Source organism: Sandarakinorhabdus sp., assembly GCF_040398665.1.
Taxonomy (GTDB): domain Bacteria; phylum Pseudomonadota; class Alphaproteobacteria; order Sphingomonadales; family Sphingomonadaceae; genus Sandarakinorhabdus.
Genome location: NZ_JBBATQ010000009.1, coordinates 1,823 through 27,478, shown reverse-complemented (window position 1 = coordinate 27,478; position 25,656 = coordinate 1,823). Strand labels below are relative to the sequence as shown.

Sequence of the window (25,656 nt, the reverse complement as noted above, 5' to 3'; positions counted from 1 at the left end):
GCGATCAGTCGGCCTTGCCCGTGTCCGTGATCGCAGCAGGCGGTTCAACCGGTTCGCCGGCGCTCTTCTCGAGCGCGCGGAAATTGTCGTTCTTGCGCGTGTCGGTCAGCATGATGAACACCGCGACGGCCAGCGACAACAGAATGAGGACGATCACAACCATGGCATCATTCCTGTGGCGGCGGGGTGTTGCCATTGTCGGCAGGCGGCCGCCGCCGCTTGAAGATATTGGCCGGGTCCTTGCTGAACAAATATCCGAACCACACGAACATGGCGACGTTGAGCACGCCGATGAGAATGATACCGAGCATGGTCCCTCCTTACCCGTCCGCGCGCCGGCTGGCGAGGCTTCAGGCGGTGAACTTGTTGTCGCGTGGGAAGCCGGTGGGCGGCAGCCGCCCGGCACTGGCGCGCGGGCCCTTCCAGAAATTCAGGTCCGCTTCGGTGCGGGTGCGCCCTGAGGCACCGCCCATCGGCCAGCTCAGGCCTTCGCCCATCACGAAGCTGCGCGCGTCGGCCAGCCCGCCATCCTTGTATTTCTGCAAGGCGACGCCCTGGCCCTGGCGCAGGTGGGGCAGTTCCTCCAGCGCGAACACCAGCAGCTTGCGATTGTCCCCGATCACCGCGACGGCATCGTCCTGGCCGCCGACCCAGCGCACCACCTGCAGCACGGCGCCGGCGCGTGGGCTCATGACCTGCCGGCCTTTCCGGGTTTCGGCCAGCACGTCGCCGGCCTCGATCTGAAAGCCGCGTCCATCGCTGGCGGCCAGCAGCAGCCGCCGGTCGGGCAGATGGGTGAACAGCGCCACGACGCTCGCCCCTTCGGCCAGATCGATCATCAATCGCACCGGCTCGCCAAAGCCGCGGCCGCCGGGCAGGCGATCGGGCGCCAGCGTGTAGAAGCGCCCGTCGCTGCTGGCCAGGATCAGCCGATCGGTGGTGTGGGCGTGGAAGGCAAAGGCCGCGCCGTCGCCTTCCTTGAACTTGATCGCATCAGGACTGGTCAGATCGAGATGGCCCTTCATGGCGCGCAGCCAACCCATCGCCGAACAGATGATGGTCAGCGGTTCACGGTCGATCATCGCTTCGATCGGCACGTGCCGCACCTGCGGCGCGGCGCCAATGGTGGTGCGGCGCCGGCCCAGCAGGGTGGTCGGCCCATAGGCGTCGCGCAGCGCCCGCAGATCGGCATCGAGCCGCGCCGTCTGCGCCGCCGGACTGTCGATCAAGTCGCGCAACTGGCCGGCTTCGGCCGTCAGTGCCTTGTTCTCGCGGGTGATCTCGATCTCTTCGAGCTTGCGCAGGGACCGCAGCCGCATGTTCAGGATCGCTTCGGCCTGGATATGGGTAAGATCGAACGCGGCCATCAACTCGGCGCGGGGTTCATCAGCCTCGCGGATGATGCGGATCACCTCGTCAAGGTTGAGATAGGCCTTGAGCAGGCCACCGAGCACTTCCAGCCGCGCATCGATTCGCCCCAGCCGATAGCGCGAGCGGGCGAGCAGCACATCGCGCTGGTGCACCAGCCATTTCGCCAGCACGGCGCGCAGGCCCAGCACGCCGGGCTTGCCATGATCGAGCACGTTCATGTTCAGCGGCACGCGCACTTCCAGATCGGTCAGCTTGAACAGGCTTTCCATCAGGATGTCGGCATCGACATTGCGTGATCGCGGCGTGATGACGATGCGCAACTGCTCGTCGCTTTCGTCGGCGACGTCGGCGAGGATCGGCAGCTTCTTCTCGGTGATCAGCTCGGCCAGTTGCTCGATCAACTTGCCCTTCAGCACCTGATAGGGGATCTCGCTGACGATGATCGTCCAGGTGCCGCGGCCCTGATCCTCGATGCTCCAGCGCGCGCGCAGGCGGAAACTGCCGCGCCCGGTGCGATAGGATTCGGCGATGCTGGCGGCCGGTTCGACCAGCACGCCGCCGGTGGGGAAATCCGGGCCGGTGACATGCCTCATCAATTCGGCTTCGCTGGTCTCCGGTTGCTGCAACAACGCCAGCGCCGCATCGATCACTTCGGGCGGGTTGTGCGGCGGAATGCTGGTGGCCATGCCGACGGCGATGCCGCTGGCACCATTGACCAGCAGGTTGGGGAACAGGCCGGGGAACAGCTCCGGCTCTTCCTCCTCGCCATTGTAGGTGGCGCGGAACGGCACGGCTTCCTCGTCCAGCCCATCCATCAGCCGCACGGCGGCATCGGTCAGCCGGGCTTCGGTGTAGCGCATCGCCGCGGCGTTATCGCCATCGATATTGCCGAAATTGCCCTGGCCATCCACCAGCGGCACGCGCAGCGCGAAATCCTGCGCCAATCGCACCATCGCATCATAAACCGATGCATCGCCGTGCGGGTGATATTTGCCGATGACGTCGCCGACCACGCGGGCGCATTTCTTGTACCCCTGATCCGGGTTCAGCCGCAGCAGCCGCATTGCCCACAGCAAGCGGCGGTGCACGGGCTTCAGCCCGTCGCGCAGATCCGGCAGCGATCGGGCCGTGATGGTGGACAGGGCATAGACCAGATAGCGATCGCCCAGGGCGACATCGAACTGGGCGTTGAGGATGCCGGGTTCGGCAGGATACTCTGTTTCGGGGGGCAGGCTGGCCATGCGCCTGCGTTAGCCCCCGCCCGTCGGCACCGCAAGCGGATCAGGCCAGCAGCAAGCCCACCAACCGCTGCCGCGCCGCCTGCAATCGCAGCGCGGCCGGGTGGCCGGCGAGCAATTCCCGGGCGAGAAAATGCCCGGAAAGCTTCAGGCCATCGGCCAATTGATCAGGGGTTGCCGCGCCGCCATCGCGCAGGAACGCCGGCAACGGCAACAGCCGCGCCGCCCACGGCTCGCCGGCCGCCCGGCTGACAGCCTGCCGCGATCTGGGCGACACGAACGCCAGATCGTCGTGGCTGCCGGTGGCGGCACAGCTCGACAGATCGAGCCCCAGCCCCAGGCCGGCGAGCAGCGCCAGCTCAAGGCGAACCATTGCGGCTCCGCAGGTTTGCGCATCGGCGCCGGCGCCGGCGGCTGCGAACAGCGCGGCAAACAGCGGGAACAGGCCAGGCTGGGCTTCGCCTTCGGGCAGGGTGGATGCGGCGAGCAACGCGACATATTCCACCAGCGCCAGCGCCGCGGCCCCATGCATCATCGCCATGTTGGTGGAGATCGGGTGCACGGTGGCAAAGGCGAGTTGCCCCGGCGCCCGCGTCACCAGTTCCAATGCGACGATATTGCCCAAGGCCAGCACGCCGCGCATGCGCCGCCCGCGCCCGCCCCGGATATAGGCAGCAGCAAGCCCCTGTTCTGCCGAAAGAAATCGTCCAACGTTGCCATGTTCACCATGGGGCGCCAGGGCAACCACCAGGCAAGGTTCGATGCGGAGCATGGCCAGCAGAATAGCCGGATCGCTGGAAAGCGCCATGTTCATAATCATTAATTATATATTTCGATTGCATAGGCAACGAAGGATGCGCTAGCCGAGCGGAAACGCTAATGGATTCTTAATGACTATGAACGATCGAGCCTCTGTTTTCGTGCTTCTGGTCGCGGCCAGCCTGGCAGCGCCGGCGGCTGCGACCGTGGAAGTGACCGACGCCCTCAAGGGCCTGACCAAGGAGTCGATCGGCACGACCTTCACGATCAACTACAACGGCCTGGTCGACAGCAAGCCGCAGGAAGGCCTGTCCGCATCGATGCTGTTCACGCTGAACAGTATCGCTGATACCAATCGTACCTGGAATTTCACGGTGGCGATGGCCAATCAGTCCGGATCACCGATGACGGCGGCGCGCATCACCGGCTTCGGCATGGGTTTGCAGGGCTATGACGGCAAGGGCAAGCCGATTGCCATCACCGCGGCTTCGGCTTTGCAGGCCAAGGGCGGGCCTGAAAAACCGCTGTTCGGCCAAGTGCTTGAAGAAAAAGGCCTCGGTTCCGATGTCAATGTGCCCGGCCTGGGCAAGATTGCCGATGTCTGCTTCATGGCGGGCAACGGCACGACCAACAATTGCAGTGGCGGCGGCGGTGGCGGTCTTGATATGGCCACCAAGGGCAACCCGTTTCCCGCCACCAGCCAGGTGATGACGCTGTCATTCGAAAAGGGGATCAGCAGCCTCGACCTGTTCGACTTCTTCGTGCGCTATCAGTCGCTCAGCGGCAGCAAATTCGGCAATAGCGGCGTGGGCACAGGCACGATCAACCTGGGCAGCGATCCGGTGCCGGAACCGGCGAGCTGGGCGATGTTGATCGCCGGTTTCGGGCTGGTCGGCGCCAGCCTGCGCCGCCGCCGGATGCTTGCCGCAGCCTAATCGACGAAATCCAGCCCGACCGAGCTGTACAGGCTGCGATCGTCGCCCCAATCGGGCCGCACCTTCACGTGCAGGAACAGGTGCACGGTCTTGCCGGTCAGTTCGCTGATCGCGGCGCGGGATGTGGCGCCGATATCCTTGATGCGCGCGCCGCCCTTGCCGAGCACGATGGCCTTCTGGCTGTCGCGCTCCACCACGATCTGCTGGTGGATGGCGATGCTGCCGTCGCGCCGCTCTTCCCATTTTTCGGTTTCGATGGTGGCGGCATAGGGCAGTTCGGCATGCAGTTGCTGATAGAGTTGCTCGCGGGTCAGCTCGCTGGCCATCAGGCGGGTGGTGGCATCGCTCAACTGGTCTTCGGGGAAATGCCATGGCCCCGGCGGCAGCCGGCCGGCGAGCGCGGTTTTCAGTTCGGCCACGCCATCGCCGGTGGTCGCCGACACAAAGAAGATCTCGTCGAACGGCAGCAGGGCGTTGGCAGCCTGCGCCAGCACCAGCAATTTTTCCTTCACGCTGATGTCGACCTTGTTGATCACCAGGAATTTCGGTTCCCGGCGCTTGGCCAGCGCCGCGATGATATCGGGCACTTCCCCGCGCAGGCCGGTTTTCGCGTCCACCACCAGCGCAATGACATCGGCATCGGCAGCGCCATCCCAGGCGGCCTTCACCATGGCGCGATCGAGGCGGCGGCGCGGCTGGAAAATGCCCGGCGTGTCGATCAACAGCAATTGCGTGGTGCCATCGATGGCAATGCCCATCAGCCGCTGGCGCGTCGTCTGCACCTTGGCCGACACGATCGCCACTTTCTGCCCGACCATGGCGTTGACCAAGGTGGATTTGCCGGCGTTGGGCGCGCCGACCACGGCCACCGTGCCGCAATGTGTCTCTGTCATGATTCCAGTCTCGCAAGCAGGGTGGCGGCGGCGGCCTTTTCGGCCTCCTGGCGGGAACGGCCGCTGCCGGTGGCGGGCGGCTGCCCACGCACGCTGGCTTCAACCGTGAAGATCGGCGCATGATCCGGGCCGTCGCGGCCGACCACCAGATATTCGGGCATCCCCAGCCGGCGTTTCAGCGCCCATTGCTGCAGGCTGCTCTTGGGATCATGCAGGAACGGCTGGTCTGCCGCCATCAAGGGCCCCCAGTGCCGCGCCACGATTGTGTGCGCCGCGGCCCAGCCGCCATCGATGAACACCGCCGCCACAATGGCTTCGGCCACATCGCCCAGCACATTCTCGCTGTCGGCCAGGCCCTTGCCGCGGCTGACAGGCTCCATGGCGATCAGCGGGCCGACATGCCAACTGCGCGCCACCCGCGCGTTCGCCGGGCCTTCGACCATGGCGTGCAGCCGTGCCGTCAAGCGGCCTTCGGGCTCATCATGCCGGCCATAGAGCAGGCTGGCCACCGCGCAGCCGAGCACGCGATCACCCAGAAATTCCAGCCGCTGGTAACTGCCGGCGGTCGCCCGGCTGGCGCTGCCGTGAGTGAGCGCGCGATCGATCAATGCCGGATCGGCGAAATCATGCCCCAGCACATCGCGCGCCCATTCGGCCAGGCGCGCGTGGCGATCAGCCTGGGCGGCGGCGACATCGATGCCGGAGATGAATTTTCGGGCCATGCGCGATTTTTCGTGACGGCAAGCGACGGTCCCGTCAATCCCGGTCGCAAATTCGGCCCGAATCCCCTTCCATGTCATCATCCCGAAACCGTCATGGGCTTTTTGACACTGGACTTCCCCGCCCGCCCAAGGAACACGAGGCCATGGATCATCTTGCCGCCGTTACCGCTCTGGCCGCTGCCCAGCCTGTCGATATCCTTCACCTGTTCGCCAGCGAGCCGGATCGGCTGGCGCGGCTGAGCCTGGATGTGGCCGGCATCCATGCCGATCTGTCGCGCCTCGCCCTGCCCTTGCCGATCCTCGATCACCTGTTGGCAGCGGCCGGTGCCGCCGATCTGGCCGGCTGGCGGGCGCGGCTGGTGGCGGGCGACATCGTCAACCCGTCTGAAGGCCGGCCGGCCACCCACATGGCGGAGCGTGGCACCGGCACGCCTGCGGATGTGGCCGCCGCGCGGGCCGCCGCCGCGCAGGTGGCAGCTCTGGCCGCCGAGATCCGCGCCAGCGACATTGCCGATGTCATCCATATCGGCATCGGTGGCTCGTCGCTCGGCCCGGCACTGCTGCTCGATGCGCTGGGCCGCGATGGAGATGGCCCCAATGTGCACGTGGTCAGCAACATCGATGGCGAAGCGCTGGCCCGCACGCTGGCCGCCTGCGATCCGGCGCGCACACGGCTGGCCGTGGTCTCCAAAACCTTCACCACCGCTGAAACCATGACCAATGCCGAGACGGCGCTGGCATGGTTCGAAGCGGCCGGTGTTGCCGATGCTCGGACGCAAACCATCGCCATCACCGCGCGCCCGGATCGCGCCGCCGCCTGGGGCGCTGGCACCGTGCTGCCGTTCGCGGAAAGTGTTGGCGGGCGTTATTCGCTGTGGTCGGCGGTCGGCCTGCCGCTGGCGATCCGTTGCGGGCCGGAGGCGCTGGCGAGCTTGCGCGCCGGGGCAGCCGCCATGGACACGCATTTCCTCGACGCGCCGCTCGCCGCCAATCTGCCGGTTATCGCCGGGCTGGCGGATGTGTGGGCCGCGCATGTGCAGGGCCAGCCGACACGCGGCGTGTTCTGTTATGATGATCGGCTGCGGCTGCTGCCTTCCTACCTGCAGCAACTGGAAATGGAATCGAACGGCAAATCGGTGACGCGTGATGGCGATCCGGTGGTGGGCCGCACCGCACCGATCACCTGGGGCGGCACCGGCACCGATGCCCAGCACGCGGTGTTTCAATTGCTGCACCAGGGCACGGCGATTGGCCCCATCGAATTCGTTGCGGTGCGTGAACCAGGCCACAACATGCCGGCCACCCACCATCAGCAATTGCTGGCCAACTGCTTTGCGCAGGGCGCCGCGCTGCTGAAAGGTCGCAGCTTCGAAGTCGCGCTTTCGCTGTCCGGCAATGACCCGGCGCTGGCGCGGGCGAAGACCTTCAGCGGCAACCGGCCATCATCGACGTTGCTGCTCGATCGGCTCGATCCGCACACGCTGGGCGCGCTGATCGCGCTCCATGAGCACCGGGTGTTCGTTGCCGCCGTGCTGCTCGGCATCAACCCGTTTGATCAATGGGGCGTGGAACTGGGCAAGGAAATGGCCAACGCCATGCTGGCCGGCGACGATCTGGGCTTTGATCCCTCCACCGCCGATCTGCTGGCGCGGGCGGGGCTTTAGCGTTCGGCCAGCGCCGCAGCCAGGGCAGCAGGGGCGTTGTTGATCAATGTCGTGTAATGCCCGTCGGGCCCCATGTGCAGGGTGCCGTTTGCCAGCCGCTCCACAATGTCGCGGCCCATCGCGATTGGCGCCCAGGTGTCGCGGCTGCCATGCCACAGCCGCACCGGTGACGAGATCGCCGGCAATTCATCCGACCATGGCGCCACATAGGCCATGAGATCGGCGCGATAGCCTCTGGCGTTGCCGTCCCACGCCTTCGCAAGAATGCCGGTCAGCACGGCCCGGCCCGCTGGCGTTGCGGCGAACGCCCGATCTGCACCATCCGCGCCGGCAAACAGCAGGCGTTGCAGCATGGCAGGAAAATGGCGCGCCATCCGGGCTTGCAGGCCAATCGTGAGGGCAAAGCCGGCACCATCGGCCTGCGCCGCCTTGAACACGCGGGCGCCCGCGCCCATGCCATCAAGCGCGCCGGGCCGGTCGAGCGGCCCGCCGGCCGACAGCAGGAACAAGGGGCCGGCGTCCGTGCCCAGCCGGGCGGCCACGCGCAGCGCCAGTGCGGCGCCGATCGAAAAGCCGAGCATGGGCAGCCCGGACCCGCCTTGCAGATGTGACACCAGTTCAGCAAGCCTGCCGACATGATCATCTGATCCGGCGGTGCCGGCGAGAAGCGCGCGATCGATGGCCCACAACTCCACGCCGTGCCTGATGGCCGCCGGCGCGATCAGCTCCGCCTCCAACGCGGCTCCGGGGGACCCGTGAAAATAGAGGACCGGCACGCCACCAATACGGCCAAAACGCTTGATGAAACGGCCTGGTGTGACCAAGGCCGGCCGGCTCACAACTCCCGCCAGACCCCGCCGATCAACGCCTCCACGGGCTTGAACTTCGCCTTGTAGGCCATGCGGTCACAGCCTTCGATCCAGTAGCCGAGATAGACATGCGGCATGCCGGCGCGCGCGGCGCGCACGACATGATCGAGAATGATGAAATTGCCCATGCCCGGCCGCGCGGCGCATTCGGGATCATAGAAGCTGTAGATCATCGAAAGGCCATCGGCCTGCTTGTCGGTGAGGCAGCAGCCCACCAGCCGCCCCAATTTGCCGTTCATTCCTGGTTCGCGATATTCGACCACGACGGTATCGACCGGCGATTGTTCGATCATGTCGGCAAAATCATGCAAGTCCATGGCCGCCATGCCACCGCCGGGGTGGCGCACCGCCAGATAGCGGCGCAGCAACTGCCATTGTTCGTCGGTGGCCCAGGGTTCGCAGGCGTGCACCTCCAGATCGGCGTGGCGGGCGAGCAGGCGGTGCTGGCTGCGGCCAGGCACAAAGCGCGCGGTGGGCACCCGCACCGACACGCAGGCCTGGCAGCCGTCGCAGCTCGGCCGATACACGACATTCTGGCTGCGCCGGAACCCGATTCGGCCCAGCGCTTCGGCCATGGCCTGGGCATCATCGCCCTTCAATTCGGCGAAGACCTTGCGTTCGGTGCGGCCCGGCAAATAGGGGCAAGGCGAAGGGGCGGTCACGAAAAACCGTGGAAAACGATAACTCTGGTCCGTCACGCCGCGCCTTTAGCCCTTCTGACCCCACCAAACTTGGGCTGTTCCCCATCAGCCTTAACGGTCACGCTAGCGTGCTGTTGCGCCGCTGGCCAGTGGCCTAATCCCGTTCAATCCGCTTCGATCATCCGCACATCATAACCGGCGGCGCTGAGTGCCTCCATCAGGCGGTCAAGATGATCGCGATCGCGGGTCTCGCATTCGATTTCGGCGATCAGGCCCTTGGCCGGCAGGTTGGTGAACACCCGCTGGTGATACACTTCCAGGATGTTCACCTGCTGCTGATCGAAGATGCGCGCCACTTCGAACAATTGCCCGGCGCGGTCCTTCAGGCGGATGCGCAGCCGCGCCAGCCGGCCGTGGCGCGCCAGATCGCGCAGCAGCACATTGGCCAGCAGCCGCGTATCGATGTTACCGCCGCACAGCACCAGGCCGACCTTGGCCCCGCGGAACCGCCGCGGATGCGCCAGCAAGGCGGCGAGGCCAGCGGCGCCGGCGCCTTCCACCACGGTCTTTTCGATGCCGAGCAGCAAGGATACGGCGCGTTCCAGATCGCGCTCGCCGACCAGCACGATATCATCGACCAGCGCGCGTACCACCTGGCTGGTCAAGCGGCCCGGCTGGCGCACGGCGATGCCCTCGGCCAGCGTGTCGCCATCGCACACGGACGTCTGCCCGCGCATCGCGGCATACATCGACGGGTAAAGCTCTGCCTGCACGCCGATCACGCTGATGTCGCGTGTCTGCGCCTTGGCCACGGTGGCGATCCCGGAAATCAGCCCGCCGCCGCCGATCGGCACGACCAGCGTGTCAAGCTCCGGCACATCCTCCAGCATCTCAAGGCCCACCGTGCCCTGGCCGGCCATCACGCGTGGGTCATCGAACGGGTGGACGTAAACCAGGCCCCTTTTGGCGGCCAGTTCCAGCGCATGGGTGCTGGCATCGTCATATTTCTCGCCGAACAGCACGATCTGGGCGCCGTGACCTTCGGTCTGCTGCACCTTCACGATCGGCGTGAACTGCGGCATCACGATGGTCGCCGGGATACCGAGCCGCCGCGCGTGATAGGCCAGGCCTTGCGCATGGTTGCCGGCCGATGCGGCGATCACGCCGCGCTGCCGCTCCTCGGCGGTCAGGCTGAGCAGCCGGTTCAGCGCGCCACGCTCCTTGTAGGCGGCGGTGAACTGCAGATTTTCAAACTTCAGCCACACCTCGGCGCCGGTCATCTGGCTCAGCGTTTCCGATTTCAGGCACGGCGTGCGGATCACCTGGCCGGCAATGGCCTTCGCAGCGGCGGTCACATCATCCAGGCTGATCGGCAGGCTGTCCTGCACGGCGGGTGCGGTTGCGTTCATCGCCGCTGCATAGCGCCGCAGCTTGTGCCGCGCCAGTGCCGCGCTGCACCGCATCGGGCTTGACCATTGGCGTGCTTCATGGGCAACCTGTTGTGTCCGCGTTCTGGAGTGTTGTGCATGTACCGTCATGATGTGGCCGTCGATCCGGCCGACATCGATCACATGGGTCATGTCAACAACGCGGTCTATCTGCGCTGGGTGCAGGATGCGGTGGTGGCCTATTGGCAGCACACCGCGCCGCCCGAAGCCGTCGCCAACCATCTGTGGGTCGCGCTGAACCACAATATCAATTATCGCGCGCCGGCGTTTCTGAACGATGATGTCGTCGCCAGTGTTGTCGCCGAAAGCGTGCAGGGCGCCCGCGCCTTTTTCACCACGATGTTCAAGCGCGGCGAACAGGTGATCGCCGAAGTGAAAAGCACTTGGTGCTGCATCGATGTCGCCACCATGCGCCCAGCGCGGCTGGCGCGCGATGTGGTTTCATTGTTCCTGCCAGTCTCGCAAAACGCCCCCTGATTGCGCGGTTCGCGGCGCGGCGTTAAAGCCGCGCCCATGGGCATTGAAATCGCATATCTCGGCCTCGGCGTGATGGGCGCGCCGATGGCACGGCATCTGGCCGCGGCAGGCCACAGCCTCACCGTTTACAACCGCACGCCGGCAAAGGCCGCCGCCTGGGTGGCGGCGCATGGCGGGCGCAGCGCTGCGACTCCCGCGGCCGCGGCTGATGGCGCGGATGTGGTGATCGCCTGTGTCGGTGCGGATGCCGATCTGGAGGCGGTGACGCTGGGGGCGGATGGCGCCTTTGCCGCGATGCGCGCCGGTGCGCTGTTCATCGATCACACCACGGTGTCCGCCGCCATCGCCCGCCGGCTGGCGAGCGAAGGCGACGCGCGCGGCCTGTTGGTGGTGGATGCGCCGGTGTCGGGCGGGCAGGCGGGCGCCGAAAATGGCAAGCTGACCATCATGGTCGGCGGCAGCGAGGCGGCGTTCGCAGCTGCGGAACCGGTGATGAGCGCCTATGCCTTGCGCATCGGTCACATGGGCCCGGCCGGCAGCGGCCAGCTCACCAAGATGGTCAACCAATTGTGCATCGCCGGCATTCTCGCCGGCCTGTCCGAAGGGCTGGCGCTGGGGATGAAGGCGGGCCTCGACATGGACGCGGTCGTGGACGTGATCTCCAAGGGCGCCGCGCAAAGCTGGCAGATGGACAATCGCGCCAAGACCATGACGCGAGGGTCATTTGATTTCGGCTTCGCGGTGGATTGGATGCGCAAGGATCTCGGCCTGGCGCTGGACGAGGCGAAGCGGCTGGGTGTGCCGCTGCCGACAACGGCGCTGGTCGATCAATATTATGCCGATGTGCAAGCGATGGGCGGCGCGCGGCAGGATACCAGCAGCCTGATCCGGCGGCTGGTGCGGTGAACATCCTCCATCGGCCGGCGCGCTTGCCCGCCGATGCGGCCCTGCTGATCGATCTCAATACCGAATATCTCGAGTTCGTATTTTCCGGCGTGACCGCACGCTTTCCGGTCACGCTGGCTGAAATCTTCCCCGGCGGTGACATTCGCGCCTATCTGCCGGGCGTGCTGCCCAGGATCATCGGCAATGGCCCGCCAGAAAGCCAGTTCTACGTCGTTGAACAGCAAGGTCAGCCCATCGGCATGGGCGGCATCCGCCGGGTGCGCGGTGACATCGCCGAAATGAAGCGCGTCTATATCCGCGATGTCGCCAAGGGGCAGGGGCTTGGCCGCGCGCTGGTGGAACGGCTGATGGATGACGCGCGCGGCTTTGGCTATCGCACCATGTTCCTCGATACCGCCCCCACGCTGACCACCGCGATTGCGCTGTACGAACGGCTGGGCTTTTCGCGAATTCCGCCTTATCCAGGGGTGGAAGTGCCTGAAATAATGCACGCGCATTGGGTGTTCATGGCCAAGGACCTTTGACATCCGGGGGGAAGAAGAATGAAGAAGCTGCTGCTCGTCGCCTTGCTGTCCGCCGCTGCGCCGGCATTGGCCGATACGCTCTACACCAATGCCAACGGCTACACGCTCGACGCCAAGGGGGTTCTGCACCGCTTTGCGACGCTGGTGGTGGGTGATGCCGGCCCGGACAAAGGCAAGGTGAAGGCGACTTTGCCCGCCGACGCGGCGTTGCCCGCGGGCACCCGCGTGGACATGGCCGGCGCGACGCTGTGGCCCGGCCTGATCGATGCGCATGGCCACGTGATGGGGCTGGGCGAATTGAAGCTCGTGGTCGATCTGCGCGACACGGCATCGATCCCCGAAGCGCTGGCGCGCATCAAGGCTGGCACGCCGGCCGCCGGCTGGATCCTGGGGCGCGGCTGGAACCAGGAACGCTGGTATGATGGCGGCAAGCTGATCGGCCGCTTCCCCACCGCGGCCGAGCTGGACGCGGTAACGGGAACACGGCCTGCCTGGTTCGGCCGTGTCGATGGCCACGCTGGCTGGGCCAATACCGCTGCGATGAAGGCCGCCGGGATCACCCGCGACACCAAATCCCCCGCCGGCGGCGAGATCATCCGCGATGCCGACGGCAATCCCACCGGCGTGTTCGTGGACAGAGCCCAAGCGCTGATCAGGCAGGTGATTCCCGGCGACGATGCCGCGCGGCTCGATCTTGCGCTCGAAAAATCGCTGCAAACCATGGCCGAAGTCGGCCTGACCGGCGCGCATGATGCCGGCATGGATAAATCGACCTGGGATCGCTATGTCCGCTTCGCCCAGACCGGCAAGCTGACCGCGCGCATCTATGCGATGGCGGCCGGGCCGGACAACCGCAAGGCCATCGCGCCGGGTGGCCCGATCCCGTGGGGGCATGATGATCTGATCGCCATGCAGGCGATGAAGCTGGTGTCGGATGGCGCGCTCGGCAGCCGCGGCGCCTATCTGATCGCCCCCTATGCCGACATGCCGAACACGCGCGGGCTGGACATCACCCCGGCGGGCCGGCTGAAGACTTTTATCACCGATGCCTCGAAGGATGGCTTTCAGGTCAATGTCCACGCCATCGGCGACCAGGCCAACCGATCGACGATGGACGGCTTTGCCGCCGTGCCGCTGGCCGAGCGCGTGAAGCTGCGCCACCGCAACGAGCATGCGCAGATTGTCGACATGGCCGATCTCGGCCGCTTTGCCGAATTGCAGGTCATCGCCTCCATGCAGCCCACCCACGCCACGTCGGACAAGGGCATGGCCGAAGCCCGCCTTGGCGAAGGCCGGCTGGGCGGCGCCTATGCCTGGGCACAGATCAAGAAGAGCGGCGCGCAACTGGCGCTGGGCAGCGATTTCCCGGTGGAGCCGCCCGATCCGATGTTCGGCATCCACGCCGCCGTCACCCGCCAATCGCGTGATGGCCTGCCCGCCGGCGGCTGGCGCCCGTGGGAGAAGCTCAGCCGCGAGGATGCCTTCGCCGGCTTCACCCTGTGGGCGGCGCGCGCCGGCCACAATGAAGACAAGGTCGGCACGCTGGAGCCCGGCAAATGGGCCGATTTCATCACGCTGGACCGCGATCCGTTCACCGCGCCCGAGGGCGATCTGTGGCGGATCAAGGTGACCGCGACGTGGCTGGCGGGCAAACAGGTGTTCAAGCGCAAGTGAGGCGAGGGGCACCGCCCATCCAGTGAAGATCCAGTCATGCTGAACTTGTTTCAGCATGACTGGTGCCTTTGACGTCTCTGCGCGCGGCTCCCGCCGCTTGCCCGGCAGCCCTCGTCATGTCACGCTCATCGCGCACCTGGGGAGGGCATAGCATGATGGATCTCGACATCTCGCGCCGCGCGCTGCTGGCTGGCGGGGCAGCACTCGCCGCCACACCGGCCCTGGCGCAAACCAGCGCCGCCGATCCCGCCGACGCCATCGGCCTGGCGCAGCGCATCCGCAGCGGTGGCGCCAGCGCGCGCGACGAGGTGCTCGCCGCGCTCGACCGCGCCGATGCCGCGCAGCCGCAGTTGAATTTCGCCGTGCTGATCGACCGCCCGCGCGCCATCGCCAGCCTGCCAAAGGATGAGCGCCAGCCGGCGATCCCGACCTTCATCAAGGATCTCAATGACTACAAGGGCTGGCCGACGAAGAACGGCAGCCGCGCGTTTGCCGATGTGCCGCCGGCGGCGAAGAACGAAGCCTTCGTCGATGCCTTTGCCCAGATGAACACCCTGCCGATCGGCAAGACGGCGACGCCGGAATTCGGCCTGATGTGCGTGACCGAGCCGCTCAGCCACGGCCCGACGCGCAACCCGTGGAACCCGGCCTTCTCGCCCGGCGGTTCGTCGGGCGGCAGCGCGGCGGCCGTGGCGGCCGGGGTGGTGCCGATTGCCCACGCCAATGATGGCGGCGGATCGATCCGTATTCCCGCCGCGCTGTGCGGCCTGTTCGGCTTCAAGCCCAGCCGTGGGCGCCTGGCCGGGCAGGGCAAGGCCGACGATCCCGCCGAAATCACGGTGGATCATGTGCTCACCCGCAGCGTGCGTGATGCCGCGCTCAGCATGGCGGCGCTGCAGATCCAGGGCAGCGATGGGCTGGGCGCCCCGGTGCCGCGGCTGAACGGCCCCGCCGGGGAACGGTTCCGCATCGCGGTGATCACCGCCGGCCCCGAGAACGCCCAGCCCGATGCCGAGGTGCTGGCCGGCATCGATCGCACCCGCCGCCTGCTGGCATCGATGGGCCACACGGTGATCGACGCGCCCTGGCCGATCCCGCCGGCGGAATTCGCCCGCGATTTCGTCGCCTTGTGGTCGCTGGGCGCGGCGCAGGCGGTGGGGGCCGTGCAAAAGGCCTTTGGCGCCGATGGGGTCGCCAAACTCGAACCGCTCACCCGCCATCTGGCTGGCAACGGCGCCGCCATGGCGCCCGCCGATGTGCAGGCGCTGATGGGGCGGCTGGCCACTTATCGCAATGCCTATAACGCCAGTTTCCAGGATCATGATCTGCTGCTGACGCCCGTGCTGTCCCGTCACGCTGTCCCGATCGGCTATCTGTCGCCCACACGGCCGCCGGCTGACTTGATGGCCGACATGATGCGGCTGGTCGCCTATACGCCGGTGCAGAATCTCACCGGCGCCGCCGCGATGAGCGTGCCGATCATGCAGGCCACCAACGGGCTCCCCTTGGGCATGCACTTCGCCGGCCGGCGCGGTGACGATGCCAAGCTGCTCGATCTCGCTTTCCAGTTGGAGGCCGCCGCCCCCTGGGCGCAGCGCCGGCCGCCAATATGGTTCGGAAACCGCCGCAACTGATGCCATGATGGATCGCGCCGCCCGCGCATCGGCAGGCCCGGCCGTGCCATGCCGTTACCGGCATGATGCGTGTTCACGCCCGATTGCTGCTCGGCCTGTCGGGCACCTTGGCCAATCTCCTCTGGCTGTGGAACCTTGCGCCACCGCCGCTTTAGAGCCCTGCGGGAGCGGCGAGACGCCGGCTAAGGCTGTTACCGCCCGCCGTCGCAACAGCGGGATGCGTCGAACCTTCTGACATGTGCAATCTCTACGCCCTCACCAAAGGCCAGCAGGCGCTGCGCGACCTGGCGCGCGCGCTGGAGCTGGGTCCGGAAAGCGACCGGCTCGGCAATCTGGCATCGCTGCCGGGCATCTACCCCGATGGCGAAGCGCCGATCATCCGCATGGGGAAGGCGGACGCCGAAACCCCCGGCCCGGTGCTGCAATACGCCCGCTGGGGCATGCCCAGCCCGGCCTTCGCGCTGGACGGCAAGACGGTTGATCGCGGCATCACCAACATCCGCAACACCGCCAGCCCCCACTGGCGCCGCTGGCTTTCACCCCCGCACCGCTGCCTGGTGCCGTTCACCGCCTTCGCCGAACATGTGAAGGGCAACGCCGGCTTCGTGCCGCTGTGGTTCGAAAAGGCGGCGCAAGACCCACTGGCCTGCTTCGCCGGCATCGCCACCCGCTGGACCGGGGTGCGCCGACGAGCCGAAGGCGCGGTGACGCTGACCCTGTTCGGCTTCCTCACCTGTGAGCCCAATGAAGATGTCGCCCCCCACCATCCCAAGGCGATGCCGGTGATCCTCACCGCCCCCAGCCAACAGCGCCACTGGTTGACCGCAAACTGGGCTGAAGCCGCCACCCTGCAGCGGCCACTGGCCGACGGGACGTTGCGGATGGGTGCATGACGGCAGCCGCTCAGTCCCCAGTTCGGCCAGCATCAGGTCCCTGCAGATCACCAGCGCCCCCTCAGCACCGCGTGGCGGCGTTGGCCTGAGCCATGCGGGCTTGGCCGGGGCGTGTGCGCTCCCCGGCGGCCACGCGGGAAGCGCGCTGAAGCCCCGACGGATGCAAAGTCGGTTGTTGTTGGCGTTGCGACACGCCGGTCGCTGTGGTGGACGTCAGCCATATCGGGTTGGCGGATTATGCTTGTGATCAGAACGCGGCTTTCGCGCATCGTGAATCGGCTCATGTGCCTGATTTCCCTGATTGTGGTGTCAATTGTCTGGCTGGGCAATGTCGACTTGCCGGCCGGCTGGATGGTTGTGGGCCTGCCGTTCCTGTGGATGGTGATGCAGATGCTGGCCCAGGTCCTTGCGACCCGGCTTGAGCAGCGCCATGGCAGTTTCACGATCGTCGACCTGTCCCTGCTGCAAGCCATGCATGCCGCCGACGCAGCGGGATCCCGTCTGGCCGATCCGGCGCGGGTTGCGGCCGTTTCTCCGGCCGTGACGGAGCGCCGCTTCCGGAAGGATGATTTCTTCCACAACAACGGCTGAATTCGGCCACGTCAGACGCGGCGCCGCCGTTCCTGTTCAGGGAGTTTGGTCGGGTTTGATCATCACGCGAAGTTTAGAGCGTTTTCCGACCAAGTTGGATCACCGTCATCGCCCTATCGGGCGACCCCTTCGGGGCGGGGCGGATTTGGCCCAGGGCGGCGTCCCTCGTCGGTTACGATGCAAAGAGCATCGCGCCCTCCTCGCTCCTTGCCCTGAACCAAATCCGCCGCCGTGCCGGTGACCCAGCTTGATCGGAAAACGCTCCAGGGCGGCGCGGGCGCAGGCTCGTCGGACTGCCGGCGCGTTCAGGGTCTGGCGATGACGATCCGGGATGTGGCGGTGCCGGCCTGGAGAACCCAGCCATAGGCCGCAGCCAGCCACTGCGCCATTGCGGTGATCGCCAGCGCGTCGCCATGCGCGTTGTTGCTGAGCGTCAAGCTGAGCTGCAGGGCTGAGGGGTCCGGTTCATTGCCGGCCTGGTGCTGCACGTCGAGGTGGAAGCGACCGCCGCTGTTTGTACCCAGATGTTCGGCATTTTCCTTGATCAAGGCGATCGCGATGGCTTCGAGCTCGGCGAGGAGGGGATTGAGCGCCACCGGGCAATCCGCCGGCGCAATGGACAGCGCGGCGCCAGACCGGGCCAGTGCCAGCCGGGTGAGGACCGTGATCCGTGCGGCCGCCACATCCCATTGTTCATGCGGCAGCGTCGCTAGCCGCGACGGCAGGCCGACGGACCGGAACAGTTTGTAAACCTGCGTGGCCTGTTCCAGCGCGCCGGCCATGCGCACCGATTGCCCCACGCTGAGGATGAGGTCTTCGGCGTCTTCAGCCTCGGCAGACGCGCCGGCGAAACCATGGGTCATCATGCCCAGCAGGCTGAGCGGCTGGCCGATCTCGTGCAGGAAATCCTTCAGCAGGAAGGCGTGCAGCGCCGCCAGCGGGGTGTTGACGAACGGCGGCGCGCCGGTGTTGATGGCCATTGTTCACATCCTTTCCCCGCGGGACGGTGCCCCCGCATCAAGCCTTGGTCACGCGGTCTTCGGTGCCGGCCACGGCTTCCGGCAGGTGGACCTGAAGGATCATGCCATGCGGCGCGCGCGGCAGCAGCGCGATCTGGCCCGATGCTTCGATGATGATCTGCCGGACGATGAACAGCCCCAGGCCGCTGCCGCCCGTTTCGGATTTGGAGGTATAGAACGGCTCGAACGCACTCGATGCGCCGGCCGTATCGACGCCAATCCCGTCGTCGAGCACGCTGAACGTCACCTGGCCGTCTTCGCACAGGGCCTCGAATTCGATGCGGTGTGCGTCAGGGCGGTTCTGGCTGGCGCGGGCTTCAAGAATGGCATCGATGCTGTTCTGGATGGCATTCACCATCACCTGTTCCAGCGCCACGGGGGCGATCATCACGCGCCCGCTGCTGCGCCGCCTGACATCACAGCGGATGCCATTTTCGTGCAGCAGCGTGGCCAGGAACGACACCGCCGTCTCGAACGCTTCGCTGGGATCCGATGTGACATCGCTGGCCATGCTGATCCGGCCATAATTGGCGATGCGGTCGATGATCTGTTGCGCCCGCGTCACCTGCTCGCCGATGCGCATGCTGCGTTCCTGCAGGCGGGCCATGGCGACGGGGCCATCCTGCGCCAGCAGCAGGTTGATGCTTTGTGCCGACAGCGCCATGGTGAACAGCGGCTGCTTGAGTTCGTGGCATATGGCCGAAGCCCTGCCGCCCAGATCCATCAGGCGGGCGTTGTGCAGCAGGAATTCGCGCATGCGCCTGGGCTGGCGCATGGCCACCATCACGCCCGACGACCAGGATTGCGGGCCGGCCGCCCCGCGCAGCGTGAGCATGTGCGACGCTTCGGACGGCGGCGGTTCGCGAAACTCCACCAAGGCGTCGCTGCTGCCGTCGATCTGTGCGAACAGGTTGAGATCGAAGGGGTGGACGGCCATTTCCCGCGCAATGGAACGACCGTCCAACAGCAATTGTGTGTAGCATAGCCTGGAAGCATCATGGTCATATCGGATGTCGGCCATCATCGAGAATTCGATGGTCCGCTGAAGTTCGCCAACGGCACCGGAAAGCTTTTCCCGTTCCGCCTCGTTGGATAGAAAGACGTTGTTACGCTGTATGATCGTCTGCGCCATATCCTGGAATTCGGTGATATGAACATCGGCTGGAAGCTCCAGCCTTGGTCGACCGAATTTGAAAATGAGGCTCTCCGTTGCCAGAAATTCGCGCAGAATCTGATTCTTCACGGAAAGCAGATAAGCGGAAACCAGGCAGATCATGCCGAACAGCGCTGCCATCTGCCACATGATCTTGCGCACCGTGGCTTCGATGATTGTCCCAAAATCGGCAATGCCATCAAGGCGCTTGCCGTTGATCGCCACGCTGAACGCGCCGCATGGCCTGAGGAGATCCTGCAGTTCGGCGCCGAGATCGGCCGCAAGCAGCGCCACGCCAGGGCCAGGCCGGCAGCGCCCGTGCCAGACCGTGTTGGCCAGCGCGAAGGCATCGGCGCCCGGCGGCGCAACGATCACGTCGATCCGGTCGCCGCCGTCGCCCGGGATGGCCATGCGCAGCGGCAGGCTGGCCCTGGGGTTCTCGTACAGTGTGATGGCAACCCGGTCCCGCAAGCGGGCGGGATGATCGCGGTTGATGTCGTCGAGCGTTTGGCTGGCCAGATTGACCACGAACAGGATCAGGCTGCAGAAGGCCAGGGATGTTGCACTGCGCGAAAGCTGATTGATCGACAGGGATTGGCGCAGGTTCGCCACCGGCCATTGTGTTGTCGGCGTGATGCCGCGCAGCAGCAAATCGGCGATGGCCGCCAGGAAAATGCTCCCGATTGCGCTGCGAATATACACGAAGGCCAGCGCCTGCATGTTTCCGGGTGCCGCTTCGGGCGAGATCAGGGCGATGATCAGAAACGTGATGGTGAAGAAAATGGCCGCGCCCTGCGCGAGCAGGGCACCCTGTTGCCGCAAATAATATGTGGTGATGTAAAAGCCGACGGTCGTCAGCATGGGAACCGCGGCATTGTCGCCGCCCGTGACGGCCAGGACGGCGCCCAAGGTGACCAGAAATCCGCCGCCAAAGCCGAATAACTGCCCGGACAGCAAAATCACCAGAACGGAAAGCTGGATGCTGACATGGCCAATGGCAATGGGATTGGCTGTGGAGAGGGTGAAGGCGAGCAGAAAGCCGATGGGCACCAGAATGAGGGCCGCCACGCGCTTGCTGGCCAACGGCCGGGCCATCATTGCGGCGGCCCCCCACCCAGAATCCGCTGCAGCTCTGCAAGCAGCCTGGCCATGTCCAGCGGCTTGGCCATGACGGGGTAGGCAAGGCTGTTGTTGCTGATCGGCATCTCGCCCGACATGAAGATGCAGGACAAGTGTCGATCCCGCAGAACCGGGTCGGTTTTCATGGCGTCCACAAGTTCAAAACCGGAATGTCCCGGCAGGCGGACGTCGCTGATGATGACCTCAATTGTTTCATGTCGTTTCAATGTCGCGATGCCTTCATCAAGTGTCGCGGCACCGATGGCGGAAAAGCCAAGAAGTTCAAGCATGACGACAAACTCTTCGACAATATCGTCGAAGTCATCTATTATCAGTATTTGAAAAACTGCCATGTATAATGTTTCTTGCTACTTGTTAACGTATCGATATCCTGCCGGCCATCGTGGATACTAAGCTGCGCGTCTCGTTTTGCGCCTGAACCTAATTACGGTCAACTCTGGTGGCATGTTGGTTTCCGCCCGTGTGCCTTTGCCGCGCCGCCGGCAGCCGCCGATCCAACGCCAGCCGGCCGCGCTCTGGGCTGGCAGGGCAGCCCCCGGATAAGGCCTACGGGACGAACGAAATGTGGTTGCAGGCAGGGGCTCGCCCGTCCGGCAGGACCACGACAAGGCGCGGCACGATCGCCGCCCGCGATCAGCGTGATCTGGCCGCCAACCTGTCCAAACAGGCCGAAATACCTCAAACTTTGGTATGAAATCGGCCCATGCACCGCGTAGAAATACGGTGTTAAAATGCCGGAACAGTGCAAAGTTGCGGCAACTATCCTTGAGCAGCCACCGATTCTTGATGGATCAGGACCCGGCCGGACGCGCCACATTCGTCAAGGAATGGGTCGCACGGCAGGGGGGTCGGGGCGTGGCATGAGTGACTACCGGATGATTTCGGCGCTGGACGGCGGCGCCGCGTCGAGCGTGATCAATTATCGCGCCCTCACCAATCGCAGCCTGGACGGGGGCTCGTTTCCAAGCGGCGGCGCCAGGGTCGCGCCGGATGCGTTCAGCCCGGCCATGCTGAAATTGACGGGTGACGAGCAGGCCGATCGCGCCGCTTTCATTGCGTTCCGATGGAACGTTGGTCTCGTTTCCCACGGCAGCGCTTCCGTTCTGTACATTCTGCTTGTGCAAAATGGGGAACCGCTGAACCGGAAGCAGTTGGCAGACCGGTTGCAACTGACCGAGAATTCCATCAACGTATACGTCAGTGGCCTGCGCACCGAGCTTTTGCGCCATGACCTTGATGACGTGATCGAGACGGTGCGGTTGAGAGGCTATCGTATCAATGGGCGCAACGCGGCCCGCGTTGCCGAGCGGCTGGATCTGGCCGCGTTCGCCACGTCGTCCGCGACGGCTGCCAATCTTTCTGCGTCCGGCCATGACTGAGAAGCCTCATTAAGAAGCCAAGGAGTTGATGAACGTTCCGCTGATTGAGTTGGTTGGCGCTTGTCTGCACCAGCCTGTCCGCATCGATACCGCAGCGTGTCTGGTTGGTTCGCGCCTGGATGTGGTTGCGCATTGGGTTCCCGGCCCATGATCTTCCCTTGTTCGGTCCGAGACCATGCCTTGGTCCTGGGCGATGGCGTTGCCGTCTGCCCATGCGTGGTTGGCATGTGTCTGCCAAACCTGAATTTTCCGTCGAGAGGCCCGTGATGCGTCAAATGCCGATGACCTCTGCGAAATGGCAGTCAGATGAGCATGAATTTGGCGTCATCCTGGTTGTCGACGACGATGAAGCCTGGGTGGATGCCTGCTGCGCGATGCTGGCGGACCTGGGCTATCGGTCCGTCCGGGCCCACACCATCCCGGAGGCATTCGCCCAACTGGCCAATCATAATGTCATCACCGTCATCGTTGATTACAAGATGCCGGGCGGCGACGGCATCAGCCTGATCTACGCCCTGACGGGGCGCAGCGCTGTCCGCCGCCGCAAGATTTTCTTCATCCTGGCAACGGCTTATCCCACTCTTGATGTCGCCGTGAGTGCCATCCGCGCGTCGGTCGTCGATCTGCTGGAAAAGCCGTTCACGGCGTCGGCGCTGAACGCCACGCTGCTGCGCATTTCCGCGATGGCGGCTGAAGCCAGCCCGGTGGATTCGGTCGCCAGCCAGTTGAGTGCGATGAGCAGCGAGATGCAGCGCATCACCGCGCTGTTCGAAACCAACACGTCCGCGAAGGAAACCGGCGGATATCATTATGGCCGCAATGACATCGAGGTCGATGCGACGCTGGTGAAAAAGCTCATCCGCGCCGAACATTCGCGGTCACGGGTGATCGGCGGCAAGCTGCTGGGCGATCCGGCATGGAACATTCTGCTTGATCTGCTGCTGGCGGCGCTGGAACGGCGCAAGGTTGCGGTTTCAAGTGCCTGCATCGTGGCCGGCGTCGCCACGACGACCGCGTTGCGGCTGGTCAACCGCATGGTGGAAGATGGCGTGTTGCTGCGCATGCCGGACGAGAATGACGGGCGCCGCGACTTTCTGCAGATCCGGCCGGACGTGCAGGCGGCCTTGATCAGCTATCTGCTCGATCTGTCGCGGCTGTAACCGGCCGCCGTGCCGGTCTGGTGGGTGCCAGGCCGCAGGTGCACCCACGCGCCGACGGGCGTCACCGGGCTTGCGTGGCATCCAAGGGTTGATCCTGGGATCGGGGCCGCACGTTCATGCCGCTGTCCAGCCCAACCCGAATGGCGTCGGCAATCGTGTCCGCGCCCAGGCGTTCCATCATCTTCTTGCGATGTGACTCAACCGTGCGGCAACTGATGCCCAGCCGTTTGGCGATGGCCTGGTTGCGCTCGCCGGACATCAGTCCGCTCAGGATCTCGCGCTGCCGCACGGTGAGCAACTGGGTCTGCTGCGCTGCAGCAGCCTTGTGGGTTGAATCCCTCGTGGTCTGCAGCAAAGCCAGATAGGCTTCGTGCAATGCCGAGCAGATCTCGATGGGCTTGAATGGGCGGGGCAGATAATGAAGCGCACCGGCACGCATCGCGTCGACCGCCAATCGCACACTTGGGTCCGCACTGCAGCCAATCGGCACATGCAGATAACGCTGTGCCTTGAGTTGCGCGATCAGATCGATGCCGGAATGATCCATGCTTTTCAGCTCGATGATGGCGACGCCGCAATCAAGAACATGGCTTACAGGCGTGAACGTCTGCACAGAATCGAACACGACCGCTTCAAAGCCGGAATGGCTGACAATCGCTGCCAGTTCGCCGGCGTTGATTGTTTCGCTGCCGATAATATAGGCCAGTCGCTTCATCGATCTTGCAGCATTTCACACATGGTCGAACGGCACTTGGTCGGGGGGATAGACGCCAGTGGCCGCTTTTCGCCCCAATCCTGTGCAAGAGCACGGATGGCTGGCCCGAGGAGCCTCTGACGACAGGCGAAATTTGTATCTCCCAACCCGGGTCCTGCTGCAAGCCCAACCAAACTGGTAGCCGCATTGGTTTTGCCAGTGTTCCGCGCGATATTCGCCACGTTCGCACAAATTTCTCATGTGCTGAAACGCCAATCTTGCCGACAAAATTGGCCTGAGCTTTTTTTGAAAAAAATCACCTGGAATCAAAGCAAGTCAAAAACATCTCAATTATTATATCTAATTTCCGAACATTGGATACGCGAATTGCCAGAATGCACGCAAGAAATTTGCAAGAACGTTCGTACCGATTTCCAGGAAGCCGATCCGCCGCCGCTGTTACATCTGGTCTGGAAACGGGCAGCCATGTTCTACGCATTGCCAAGGGCCAAGGGCCAAGGGTCAAGGCGCCGGCAGCGCAGGCTGCGCGGCCTTGCCGAAACGGCCTGTCGCGCATGCTGGCCTCGAATCGGGATGCCGGACATGGCCGGATCTGTTGCACCGCACCATTGAACGCGCAGCTCGGCGCCCGTCTGGCGACGAAATGACGCGTTCGGTGCCAACCGCCTTGAAAAGTTCAAATTTCGCCGAAGCCCGCCGCGCATTGCTTTTGCAAGAAGGGTTTAGCCGCGCCGGCTGCCCCCTGGTCAGGGCGAGGCTGCGGCTGAAGCCCGCCAGAGCCGAATTACATTCAGGATATCGGCAAAAGTTGCCGACGTAAGCGTTTGAGCTTTCCTGACAATCAAGGGAGGGAGGCGGCTCGAATTGTATTTGGCAGGAAGTTTGTGAAGCCAATTTGGCAAAAGGTTCGATCGAAGACCCCCTTCTGGCGGCGCGCCGGACGGGGTGCGGAGACCTTTGCCTTTTTCCTGGCGGTTTTTGCCCAGGCAAAACTGGCTGCGGCACAGGATTATGATGCCGAAAAACTGGCCGCGGTCCTTGCACACCAAGCCGAACTGGCACCGCAAGAGCAGACCCTGCTCAAGATCGCGTTGCTGCTTGCGCGGCCCGATTTGCTGGGCAAACAGGCCGACGATGTTCGGTCCTGGCTGACCCAGGAAAAGCTGGAAGCGCTGGGCCTTTCTGCGGCTGATGCCGATGAACTGCTGCATCTGGAAACAGCGCAACTGCTGGATCGGCTCAAGCAATTGTTTGAGCCCAAGATCAAGGCGCTGTTCGCGTCGCTCGACCGTCAGGTGGCGAAGTGGACCGAGCAGCACGAAGCGGCCGGCGCCGCAAAGCACAAGCCCGGCGACCATGAAGATGGTGGTGACGGCGGGTTCGGCACCCAGGAGCTGGCGATCGCTCTGGGCGCCATCGGTCTCCCGCTCGCTGCCGTGTTTGCTGGCGGCTCCGACAATCCGGGTAGCACCAACTTGGCGCCCACGGCGGCCAGCGATGCGGTCTCGCTGAACGAGGACAGCGCGGTCACGTTCAGTGTTACCGCCAACGACAGCGATCCCAATGGCGATGCCCTGGCCGTCACCGCCATCAATGGCGCGGCGATCATTGCCGGCACGCCGGTGACGCTGGCGGGCGTCGGCACCGTCACGCTCAACGCCGATGGCACACTGACCTTCAAGCCGTTGGCCAATTATTTCGGCACACCCAGCTTTGCCTATACCATCAGTGACGGGAAGGGCGGGCTGGCCACCGGTACCGTCAATCTGACGGTGGCCGCGGTGAACGATGCGCCCGTGGTCTCTGCGGCCATTGCGGATCAGGCGAGTGCCGAGGACGCGGCGTGGAGCT

At 64.9% G+C, this 25,656-nt stretch carries 26 protein-coding genes; 13 read left to right on the top strand and 13 right to left on the bottom strand.

Going from position 1 to position 25,656, the window contains the following annotated elements; all coding sequences use genetic code 11:
* Positions 1 to 4 precede the first annotated feature (4 nt).
* The 4 genes from ABWP22_RS11700 to recO are packed head-to-tail and all read right to left on the bottom strand — an operon-like array spanning position 5 to position 3,417.
* Positions 5 to 163 carry a hypothetical protein gene (locus tag ABWP22_RS11700; protein ID WP_353200155.1) on the bottom strand — a complete coding sequence of 53 codons (159 nt, stop codon included), beginning with the start codon at positions 161 to 163 and terminating at the stop codon, positions 5 to 7.
* Positions 164 to 167: 4 nt separating this feature from the next.
* Positions 168 to 311 (bottom strand): hypothetical protein, encoded by a 144-nt coding sequence (locus ABWP22_RS11695; RefSeq protein ID WP_353200154.1) that lies wholly within the window; start codon positions 309 to 311, stop codon positions 168 to 170.
* Between the two features lie 39 nt (positions 312 to 350).
* Positions 351 to 2,612: a DNA topoisomerase IV subunit A gene (gene parC, locus ABWP22_RS11690; RefSeq protein ID WP_353200153.1), complete on the bottom strand. Its 2,262-nt coding sequence runs from the start codon at positions 2,610 to 2,612 to the stop codon at positions 351 to 353.
* 40 nt (positions 2,613 to 2,652) lie between these two features.
* A complete protein-coding gene (gene recO, locus ABWP22_RS11685) occupies positions 2,653 to 3,417 on the bottom strand; it encodes a DNA repair protein RecO (protein ID WP_353200152.1) in 765 nt (254 codons plus the stop codon).
* An 88-nt stretch (positions 3,418 to 3,505) separates the two neighbouring features.
* On the opposite strand from recO, the gene ABWP22_RS11680 reads away from it, so the two are divergent.
* Complete coding sequence (locus ABWP22_RS11680; RefSeq protein WP_353200151.1) at positions 3,506 to 4,303, top strand: cistern family PEP-CTERM protein; 798 nt, start codon at positions 3,506 to 3,508, stop codon at positions 4,301 to 4,303.
* Here the strand turns inward: ABWP22_RS11680 and era are convergent.
* The gene (era, locus tag ABWP22_RS11675; RefSeq protein ID WP_353200150.1) at positions 4,300 to 5,196 is read right to left on the bottom strand and encodes a GTPase Era; all 897 of its coding nucleotides are present in this window, start codon (positions 5,194 to 5,196) and stop codon (positions 4,300 to 4,302) included. The two genes, ABWP22_RS11680 and era, sit on opposite strands and share 4 nt — an antisense overlap.
* Positions 5,193 to 5,918, bottom strand: a complete 726-nt coding sequence (gene rnc / locus ABWP22_RS11670) for a ribonuclease III (protein ID WP_353200149.1) — start codon at positions 5,916 to 5,918, stop codon at positions 5,193 to 5,195. Before rnc ends, era begins: the two co-directional genes overlap by 4 nt.
* 143 nt (positions 5,919 to 6,061) lie before the next feature.
* On the opposite strand from rnc, the gene pgi reads away from it, so the two are divergent.
* The gene (gene pgi / locus ABWP22_RS11665; protein ID WP_353200148.1) at positions 6,062 to 7,582 is read left to right on the top strand and encodes a glucose-6-phosphate isomerase; all 1,521 of its coding nucleotides are present in this window, start codon (positions 6,062 to 6,064) and stop codon (positions 7,580 to 7,582) included.
* Here the strand turns inward: pgi and ABWP22_RS11660 are convergent.
* The 3 genes from ABWP22_RS11660 to ABWP22_RS11650 all read right to left on the bottom strand — a co-directional run bounded on the left by ABWP22_RS11660 (position 7,579) and on the right by ABWP22_RS11650 (position 10,501).
* Positions 7,579 to 8,358 (bottom strand): hypothetical protein, encoded by a 780-nt coding sequence (locus tag ABWP22_RS11660; protein WP_353200147.1) that lies wholly within the window; start codon positions 8,356 to 8,358, stop codon positions 7,579 to 7,581. The two genes, pgi and ABWP22_RS11660, sit on opposite strands and share 4 nt — an antisense overlap.
* A 59-nt stretch (positions 8,359 to 8,417) precedes the next feature.
* Positions 8,418 to 9,149: an arginyltransferase gene (locus ABWP22_RS11655; protein WP_353200146.1), complete on the bottom strand. Its 732-nt coding sequence runs from the start codon at positions 9,147 to 9,149 to the stop codon at positions 8,418 to 8,420.
* 107 nt (positions 9,150 to 9,256) lie between these two features.
* A complete protein-coding gene (locus tag ABWP22_RS11650) occupies positions 9,257 to 10,501 on the bottom strand; it encodes a threonine ammonia-lyase (RefSeq protein ID WP_353200279.1) in 1,245 nt (414 codons plus the stop codon).
* A gap of 117 nt (positions 10,502 to 10,618) precedes the next feature.
* On the opposite strand from ABWP22_RS11650, the gene ABWP22_RS11645 reads away from it, so the two are divergent.
* The 7 genes from ABWP22_RS11645 (at position 10,619) to ABWP22_RS11615 (ending at position 17,239) form a co-directional block, all read left to right on the top strand.
* Positions 10,619 to 11,017, top strand: a complete 399-nt coding sequence (locus ABWP22_RS11645; RefSeq protein WP_353200145.1) for an acyl-CoA thioesterase — start codon at positions 10,619 to 10,621, stop codon at positions 11,015 to 11,017.
* Positions 11,018 to 11,053: 36 nt separating this feature from the next.
* Positions 11,054 to 11,923, top strand: coding sequence for an NAD(P)-dependent oxidoreductase (locus tag ABWP22_RS11640; RefSeq protein ID WP_353200144.1), 870 nt, complete (start codon positions 11,054 to 11,056; stop codon positions 11,921 to 11,923).
* The gene (locus tag ABWP22_RS11635; RefSeq protein WP_353200143.1) at positions 11,920 to 12,447 is read left to right on the top strand and encodes a GNAT family N-acetyltransferase; all 528 of its coding nucleotides are present in this window, start codon (positions 11,920 to 11,922) and stop codon (positions 12,445 to 12,447) included. The genes ABWP22_RS11640 and ABWP22_RS11635 overlap by 4 nt, the downstream gene beginning before the upstream one ends.
* Positions 12,448 to 12,465: 18 nt before the next feature.
* Positions 12,466 to 14,121, top strand: a complete 1,656-nt coding sequence (locus tag ABWP22_RS11630; RefSeq protein ID WP_353200142.1) for an amidohydrolase — start codon at positions 12,466 to 12,468, stop codon at positions 14,119 to 14,121.
* Positions 14,122 to 14,273: 152 nt separating this feature from the next.
* On the top strand, positions 14,274 to 15,755 hold the full coding sequence (locus ABWP22_RS11625) for an amidase family protein (protein ID WP_353200141.1): 1,482 nt from the start codon (positions 14,274 to 14,276) through the stop codon (positions 15,753 to 15,755).
* 236 nt (positions 15,756 to 15,991) lie between these two features.
* The gene (locus ABWP22_RS11620) at positions 15,992 to 16,648 is read left to right on the top strand and encodes an SOS response-associated peptidase (protein WP_353200140.1); all 657 of its coding nucleotides are present in this window, start codon (positions 15,992 to 15,994) and stop codon (positions 16,646 to 16,648) included.
* Positions 16,649 to 16,891: 243 nt separating this feature from the next.
* Positions 16,892 to 17,239, top strand: a complete 348-nt coding sequence (locus ABWP22_RS11615; protein ID WP_353200139.1) for a hypothetical protein — start codon at positions 16,892 to 16,894, stop codon at positions 17,237 to 17,239.
* A gap of 305 nt (positions 17,240 to 17,544) precedes the next feature.
* Here the strand turns inward: ABWP22_RS11615 and ABWP22_RS11610 are convergent, their stop codons facing one another.
* From ABWP22_RS11610 to ABWP22_RS11600, 3 genes are read right to left on the bottom strand one after another with little or no spacing between them, the layout of a single operon-like run.
* Positions 17,545 to 18,219 carry a hypothetical protein gene (locus ABWP22_RS11610; protein ID WP_353200138.1) on the bottom strand — a complete coding sequence of 225 codons (675 nt, stop codon included), beginning with the start codon at positions 18,217 to 18,219 and terminating at the stop codon, positions 17,545 to 17,547.
* Between the two features lie 37 nt (positions 18,220 to 18,256).
* Positions 18,257 to 20,509 (bottom strand): sensor histidine kinase, encoded by a 2,253-nt coding sequence (locus ABWP22_RS11605; RefSeq protein ID WP_353200137.1) that lies wholly within the window; start codon positions 20,507 to 20,509, stop codon positions 18,257 to 18,259.
* On the bottom strand, positions 20,506 to 20,883 hold the full coding sequence (locus tag ABWP22_RS11600; RefSeq protein WP_353200136.1) for a response regulator: 378 nt from the start codon (positions 20,881 to 20,883) through the stop codon (positions 20,506 to 20,508). Before ABWP22_RS11600 ends, ABWP22_RS11605 begins: the two co-directional genes overlap by 4 nt.
* Positions 20,884 to 21,411: 528 nt before the next feature.
* On the opposite strand from ABWP22_RS11600, the gene ABWP22_RS11595 reads away from it, so the two are divergent.
* Together ABWP22_RS11595 and ABWP22_RS11590 are read left to right on the top strand one after the other, a co-directional pair.
* Positions 21,412 to 21,930 (top strand): winged helix-turn-helix domain-containing protein, encoded by a 519-nt coding sequence (locus ABWP22_RS11595; protein ID WP_353200135.1) that lies wholly within the window; start codon positions 21,412 to 21,414, stop codon positions 21,928 to 21,930.
* Positions 21,931 to 22,211: 281 nt separating this feature from the next.
* Positions 22,212 to 23,090, top strand: a complete 879-nt coding sequence (locus ABWP22_RS11590; RefSeq protein ID WP_353200134.1) for a response regulator — start codon at positions 22,212 to 22,214, stop codon at positions 23,088 to 23,090.
* 61 nt (positions 23,091 to 23,151) lie between these two features.
* Here the strand turns inward: ABWP22_RS11590 and ABWP22_RS11585 are convergent, their stop codons facing one another.
* On the bottom strand, positions 23,152 to 23,805 hold the full coding sequence (locus ABWP22_RS11585) for a response regulator transcription factor (RefSeq protein ID WP_353200133.1): 654 nt from the start codon (positions 23,803 to 23,805) through the stop codon (positions 23,152 to 23,154).
* A gap of 198 nt (positions 23,806 to 24,003) precedes the next feature.
* Between ABWP22_RS11585 and ABWP22_RS11580 the strand changes: the two genes are divergently transcribed.
* Both ABWP22_RS11580 and ABWP22_RS11575 read left to right on the top strand, forming a co-directional pair.
* The gene (locus ABWP22_RS11580; RefSeq protein ID WP_353200132.1) at positions 24,004 to 24,417 is read left to right on the top strand and encodes a hypothetical protein; all 414 of its coding nucleotides are present in this window, start codon (positions 24,004 to 24,006) and stop codon (positions 24,415 to 24,417) included.
* A 212-nt stretch (positions 24,418 to 24,629) separates the two neighbouring features.
* Positions 24,630 to 25,656 (top strand): cadherin-like domain-containing protein (locus ABWP22_RS11575; RefSeq protein WP_353200131.1); only part of this gene is annotated, 1,027 nt, incomplete at its 3' end.